Consider the following 5408-nt stretch of genomic DNA (forward strand, 5'->3'; position numbering starts at 1 on the left):
CTCTCGGTGAATGCTTCGCATTCACCTGTCGGGTAAGAGATGGGGAGGACGAGGCATGAGGTCCCCCGCCTCCGAGAAGGCCGAGATTATCCGGTTGGTCGAGCAGTCGCACCTGCCGGCCGGGCGCCCCCTGGACAAGCTCGGCATCCCACGAGCCACGTTCTATCGCTGGTACGATCGTTATCGCGAGGGCGGTGTTGAGGCACTGACCGATCGTCGATCGAGGCCGGATCGGGTCTGGAACCGCATTCCCGACGACGTTCGCGGCCAGAGTGCTCGACGACTTCTCGCGCGACATTGTGGCCTGGAGATTGGGGCCGACGATGTGCGCCTCCGACGTCACGGCTACGCTCGACCAGGCGCTCGCAGCTTCCGGCCTCGACCACATCACCGTCGCGCAGCGCCCGCGGCTTCTGAGCGACAACGGATCGAGTTACGTCGCGGATGATCATGGCATCCGCGTGACATGAACCCGGATCGGCGTCCCGTCGTTGACCTCGACCTTGACCCGGTTGGTCACGCTGGCGTCGACGTAGCCGTCCGTCACGTAGACCTTGGGGGTGCCGAACGCGATGTAGAGCACGGCGAGCATGGTAATGACGTTCGCGGCCGCCGAGGCGCCGAGCATCCAGGCAAGCGGCGAAATGGACCGGATTCGTGTTTTGAGGGGGGCACTACCCGAAGTCATGCTCGTCGGCCTCACGGTGTCCGGGCGGGTTGCCTGCCTCGAGTTCGGCTCGATGCTTGTCGATCAAGGCCTGGATCTGCCCCGCGTCGAACAGTGCCGGCACCTTGCCTTGCCACGATATAGCACGCCCAGAGGACCAATCCGGTCGGGCATGCGACGCAGCGCCGTCCGCAGCGTGACTAGGCCCACTCCATCCATCTGAACGATTTCTTCGAGGTCGTACTGGAAATCTGTGTCGTCCACCGCGCACCCCCGTATTGGTGAAGAGCACAAATTTCCTCAACCAGAAAGAGCGCGCAAGCGAATTTCTCCATCCTGGGGGAGGATCGTTAGCTGGGCCCAAAGGCGCTTACGAGTCCGATCACGTGGGGACCATGGCGACGACGGACCATAGGGCGGGCGAGCTTGAGGATAGGCCGGCGACAAAGATCCAGACACCGAAGCCCACGATGAGAGCCGAGATCGCGTATGCGACTGCTTTTTCATCGGGCGACGCCGCAGATTATCGCCATCCGACTCTCTGGGGACCCAAACGTTCCTCTCGGACAGCGCCCCCGAGGAGCAGCATGGTCCGAACATATTCCGTCGGCGATCGGAAGCCCGGTGTCTTGAGCTACGGGTAAACTCCGCCGGCCTTTTGAGCTGGCGGGGTTTTTCCTATTGCAACTCGCCCTCTACGCGGGATACGGCTTTCTCCACGGGGAACATCACATGCCAACGGCGGCGCGCGAATACGTAGACTTTTGGCTCGAAAATAGCGTTCACGCAGCCGAGCAGCACGGCCTGAGGGGCGCTTCGCAGAACGTCGACGAACTGGTCGACCGCCTAGTCGAGGGCGCCAAGGGCCAAGGCATCACCCGGGAAGCCCTGGAAACCGAGGTCGGAGATCTCGCAGAGTACATCCGCGACAAACTTGCTACCGCCAATCGAGCCGAGCACGACCGGCGCAAGTGATCGTTGGCAGAGCAGGTCCGCGATGGTTCCTAGATAGGAACGAAATATACCGCTGGCGATCTTTCTGTGCCGGGCGTAGCTTCCTCACCATCGCCGAGCGGCCCGTGGCATTTATCGGTGATTGAGGACGCCCCATCACAGCGCTCCCGCCCCACTCAAACAGGGACCAGCGCCATGGTGCAGCGCCGCCGTATCGAGCAGATCCAATCATTGGAAGAACGCTTGGCAGTTGAGGCCAGCCGCTTGCGCGAGCAAGCCAAGGAAACTCCCCCAGGTATTGAGCGGGAGGGCCTGCTGCGGCGCGCGTGCCAGTGCGAGACCGGCTCGCAGGTGAGCGAGTGGCTGAGATTGCCCGGGTTGCAGCCGCCGAAATAGGCTTGGCTTATTGTTCGGGGCCTTGATCTGCATTAAGGGGCGCGGGTGGATCTAAACCACCCGTTGCTCATGGACCGGGACAAGCTCTATCTCGGAGTTTCGCTGATCTGGCTGGCGTTGCTGACCAGCGTCGTGGTCTACGTGCTGTTGCAACAATCTTGCTTGAGGGCGGTCATTGCAACAAACGACGCCAGATCAATTGTGGCGATCATGGCGGAATCATTTGGCGACTCTTTCTCCATCGTTGAGGTCACCCCGGACGATACGTCGGCGGGAGAGCCCGCGACGGAGATTTGGATTGCGCTGGCTAAGCCGAGTCAGGCGCTGACATTGGTTCTCGCCGCTGTGCCTGAAGGATGGACGGCCGAACTATTGAACGTGCATCTGACGGAAGAGCAGCAAAGGATGTTCGAGGAGTTCAACCTCAAGCCCGGCGATGTTTATAAAATCTCACCGAAGTAAGTCGTGTCGATTAGCGGGCTTTCATGGCCAGCAGCTTTGGCTCTCTCTCAAAGAGCGGAGAGGCGGCCCCGGCCCGCAGAGGGGCTTGGGGTATCGCCGGGGCCGCTCCGCCGGCTCGGGGGAAGCGAGCCAGCGCGGGTCAAATCAGCACCGCAGTCATGGTTCCTCCGAATTTGTGGGAGCGCTAGAAACCGTTCCAGTTCGGGAACGTTAAGCGGCGGGGCCCCGAGGAGTTGCCGCATGACATCGCACCGGCGCCGGATCAAGCAGACGGAAAACTTGGAAAGGCGCCTGGCTGCCGAAGCCGAACGGCTTCGCGAGGAAGCCAAAGAACTCCCGACTGGTGCGGGGCGAGACGGGGCCCTCAGGAGAGCCCGCCAATGCGAGAAGCGGTTGCGGCCGCCAAGGTAAGGCGTCATGAAGGACATGAAAGCCAGCGCGCAGAAAATGCGCACCGAAGCCGACTACGCGGAGCGGATCGCCAGAAGCGCGACGGATCCGCAGAAGCGAGAGTTTTACGAGCACCTCGCCGCCCATTTTAGACAGCTTGCTAGCGAAATCGAAAAGGTAATGGTGAGCCGATCGAAGTTGGAGCAAGGTCGTCTCAGTAAGAGGCCAAGCTGCTGAATCCGGCGAGCTTCACTTTCGAGAGGGAATGCCGAAGCTGTCGCAGACCTGGGCGAACTCGTCTTTGGCTTTCGCTTCCTCAAAGCAGAAGCGCGTGGAGCCATCCACGCGTTCAATCCACCAGTCGATTTTGCTGCCCTTTGCGAGGCGGCTTGCTTCGCCCCTCAGCAGATCGAGTTGCCGTCCGGCGGCGTTTATGGTCAGACAATGTTCAGTCATTGCGCCGTTTCCTAAATCGAACCGAAAGCTCAATTGCTCAACGCCAAGGCTGGGAAAGCCTATAGAGCCGAAAGTGCGATTAGAACGCGCGCCGATATTTCACGGTTCCTAAAAGCTGCGGCGCTCCAGCAGCCGTTAACATTGGCATCGAGAAGCCGAAGTAAGACGGCCTCCGCTGGCCGAACCACCCTAACAGGAACGAATATTCTAGCCAGGTGTTTGAGATATCGGTCTGTGGCGCGATGACCCTTTCAGCTTCGCGCCATCCACCCGGAACGGTCCATCGTCCGACGCGCGTGAGACGGTGGGCCGGTTCTCGTTGGGGCGCTTCAGCTGGCGGCCTCTGTCTTCATGAGCCGCAAGTAAGTCCCGCTCTCGTGCTTCCACAGCCAGCCGCGCTCGATCGCATAGCCGAGCTCGGCGCCGAACTCTGGGCCCGTGGCTTTCTGTAGCCTTCGAGATCGATGTGTTGACGTTCGCAGCATCACACAATATCGTTTCCACATGGTCGAGAAGGATACCCACATAGTCTCCCGGTTCGCCGGCATCCCAGAAGGCGGGATGCCGGGACGTCGACCGCTTTAATATGACAGCGGAACGATACCCAGGCCTCGCCCTTCGTGGACGAGGCTTTCCGCATGAGTTGTGCCTCGTCCCATCATGTTTGATGGAGTTTATCATGGCACAAAACATCTACGACAATCCGGACTTCTTTTCTGGCTATAGCCAGCTTCCCAGACAAGTTCAGGGCCTCTCCGGCGCTCCCGAATGGCCGGCGATACGCGCTCAGCTTCCTGACCTGGCCGGCAAACGGATCGTCGACCTTGGTTGCGGTTTCGGCTGGACTTCGCGTTGGATGCGCGAACAGGGCGCGGCGTCCGTTCTTGGGATCGATCTGTCCGAGAACATGATCGCTCGCGCAAAAGGGAGCACGAGTGACAATGCCATCACGTACCGAACTGCTGATCTCGAAACACTTGAGTTGCCCGAAAGAACTTTCGATCTCGCCTACAGCGCCCTGACATTTCACTATGTCCGCGACTTCGAGCGGCTTGCCCGCATGATTCATCGGTCGCTCGCGCCTGGAGCCGATTTCGTCTTTACCATCGAGCATCCGATTTTTATGGCGGCCACCTACCCGCGATGGATCGAGGATGAGGACGGCCGTAAGATCTGGCCTGTGAACCGCTACGCTGTCGAGGGCGAGCGCCGGACCGACTGGTTTGTAAAAGGAGTGGTGAAGTATCATAGGACCATCGGCACGACGCTTAACGCACTGATTCATGCCGGGTTTACAATCAAAGCCGTTGAAGAGTTCGCTCCATCGCGAGAGCAGATCAGAGAAACCCCTGCTTTGGAGGAAGAAATCGAGAGGCCTATGATGCTGATCATATCCTCGCGGCGGTAACATTTCGTGCTGAGCCATGAGCTCACTCTTGCCCATGGCGGCCGGTCATCAACCGGCCGTTCGCCGCGAAGTCGCAGGCGTCATTCAAGGCTGGTCTGTGTCATGGCAGCTTGCGCTTGAAAGCTCAGGCAATCAGGCCGTGAGCTCCGACATGATAAGGGCGTTCGCCCACAAGGCCCGCGAACGGATTCGGTTGGAAAACGGCGGCTATCGGCGAGATCACCTGCACGCCCTGGCGCAGCGCGTCGAGGTGGCCGATGACGAGGTTCGCATCATGGAATCGAAGTCAGAACTGCTGCGAACCCTTGTTGCCGCGTCGAGCGTAAAATCGGCGGCATTCGGCGTTCATAGTTCGGACGGCTGGATCCCGCGATGCGGACAAGGTCGCTGCCAAGATGCGTGAGCTGCCATCTGCCGCATTAGCCCAAGCTCCGGTCCCTCAGCCGCCGATGAACCAACAAGCCCCCACGGCTATCACCGAAGGAGGAGGGAATGACCGCTCATAAAAATTACGGATGGAAGCCGCCCACTGCCGCCCAACGTGAGGCGCAAAGGGTCTTCAAGGAAACCGGTGCCAAAGTAGCGATGTCCGAGTATGAACGCATCCAAGCGGCGTTTCATGCAAACCGCGAGAGGTTAAAGGCTGAACGACTTGCTCGCGAGGCCGAAGCGGCG

Annotated in this window: 9 protein-coding genes and 1 pseudogene; 8 read left to right on the forward strand and 2 right to left on the reverse strand. The window is 60.0% G+C overall.

All coding sequences use genetic code 11. From position 1 onward, the window contains the following. Positions 1-40: 40 nt before the first annotated feature. Positions 41-449 (forward strand): annotated as a pseudogene (locus tag AC630_RS43165) (helix-turn-helix domain-containing protein); the annotation flags it as partial. Here the strand turns inward: AC630_RS43165 and AC630_RS40580 are convergent. Then, positions 449-688 carry a hypothetical protein gene (locus AC630_RS40580; protein WP_143198710.1) on the reverse strand — a complete coding sequence of 80 codons (240 nt, stop codon included), beginning with the start codon at positions 686-688 and terminating at the stop codon, positions 449-451. The pseudogene AC630_RS43165 and the gene AC630_RS40580 sit on opposite strands and share 1 nt — an antisense overlap. Before the next feature lie 711 nt (positions 689-1399). Between AC630_RS40580 and AC630_RS40585 the strand changes: the two genes are divergently transcribed. The 4 genes from AC630_RS40585 to AC630_RS40600 all read left to right on the forward strand — a co-directional run bounded on the left by AC630_RS40585 (position 1400) and on the right by AC630_RS40600 (position 3106). Continuing rightward, on the forward strand, positions 1400-1642 hold the full coding sequence (locus AC630_RS40585) for a hypothetical protein (protein WP_074123938.1): 243 nt from the start codon (positions 1400-1402) through the stop codon (positions 1640-1642). Positions 1643-1816: 174 nt separating this feature from the next. Further along, a complete protein-coding gene (locus tag AC630_RS40590; RefSeq protein WP_074123939.1) occupies positions 1817-2017 on the forward strand; it encodes a hypothetical protein in 201 nt (66 codons plus the stop codon). A 69-nt stretch (positions 2018-2086) separates the two neighbouring features. Continuing rightward, complete coding sequence (locus AC630_RS47595; protein ID WP_245330660.1) at positions 2087-2479, forward strand: hypothetical protein; 393 nt, start codon at positions 2087-2089, stop codon at positions 2477-2479. Positions 2480-2896: 417 nt separating this feature from the next. Continuing rightward, entirely contained in the window at positions 2897-3106 is a 210-nt protein-coding gene (locus AC630_RS40600; protein WP_074123935.1) for a hypothetical protein, read from the forward strand. A gap of 12 nt (positions 3107-3118) precedes the next feature. Here AC630_RS40600 and AC630_RS40605 read toward each other — a convergent pair whose 3' ends face one another. Beyond that, positions 3119-3325, reverse strand: a complete 207-nt coding sequence (locus tag AC630_RS40605; RefSeq protein WP_074123936.1) for a hypothetical protein — start codon at positions 3323-3325, stop codon at positions 3119-3121. A 679-nt stretch (positions 3326-4004) separates the two neighbouring features. Here AC630_RS40605 and AC630_RS40615 point away from each other — a divergent pair. From AC630_RS40615 to AC630_RS40625, 3 genes are all read left to right on the forward strand, one after another. After that, the gene (locus AC630_RS40615; protein ID WP_074123941.1) at positions 4005-4733 is read left to right on the forward strand and encodes a class I SAM-dependent methyltransferase; all 729 of its coding nucleotides are present in this window, start codon (positions 4005-4007) and stop codon (positions 4731-4733) included. Between the two features lie 16 nt (positions 4734-4749). Next, positions 4750-5136, forward strand: coding sequence for a hypothetical protein (locus tag AC630_RS40620; protein WP_245330661.1), 387 nt, complete (start codon positions 4750-4752; stop codon positions 5134-5136). 89 nt (positions 5137-5225) lie between these two features. Continuing rightward, on the forward strand, positions 5226-5408 hold a 183-nt coding region (locus AC630_RS40625), incomplete at its 3' end, for a hypothetical protein (protein ID WP_074123942.1).

The organism is Bradyrhizobium sp. AS23.2 (assembly GCF_001908185.1).
Classification (GTDB): Bacteria; Pseudomonadota; Alphaproteobacteria; order Rhizobiales; family Xanthobacteraceae; genus Bradyrhizobium.

Coding starts and splice junctions, on each gene's coding strand:
- AC630_RS40615 (WP_074123941.1), top strand. CDS start 4,005: ATGGCACAAAACATCTACGACAATCCGGACTTCTTTTCTGGCTATAGC.
- AC630_RS40590 (WP_074123939.1), top strand. CDS start 1,817: ATGGTGCAGCGCCGCCGTATCGAGCAGATCCAATCATTGGAAGAACGC.
- AC630_RS40620 (WP_245330661.1), top strand. CDS start 4,750: ATGAGCTCACTCTTGCCCATGGCGGCCGGTCATCAACCGGCCGTTCGC.
- AC630_RS40580 (WP_143198710.1), bottom strand. CDS start 688: ATGACTTCGGGTAGTGCCCCCCTCAAAACACGAATCCGGTCCATTTCG.
- AC630_RS40605 (WP_074123936.1), bottom strand. CDS start 3,325: ATGACTGAACATTGTCTGACCATAAACGCCGCCGGACGGCAACTCGAT.
- AC630_RS47595 (WP_245330660.1), top strand. CDS start 2,087: ATGGACCGGGACAAGCTCTATCTCGGAGTTTCGCTGATCTGGCTGGCG.
- AC630_RS40600 (WP_074123935.1), top strand. CDS start 2,897: ATGAAGGACATGAAAGCCAGCGCGCAGAAAATGCGCACCGAAGCCGAC.
- AC630_RS40585 (WP_074123938.1), top strand. CDS start 1,400: ATGCCAACGGCGGCGCGCGAATACGTAGACTTTTGGCTCGAAAATAGC.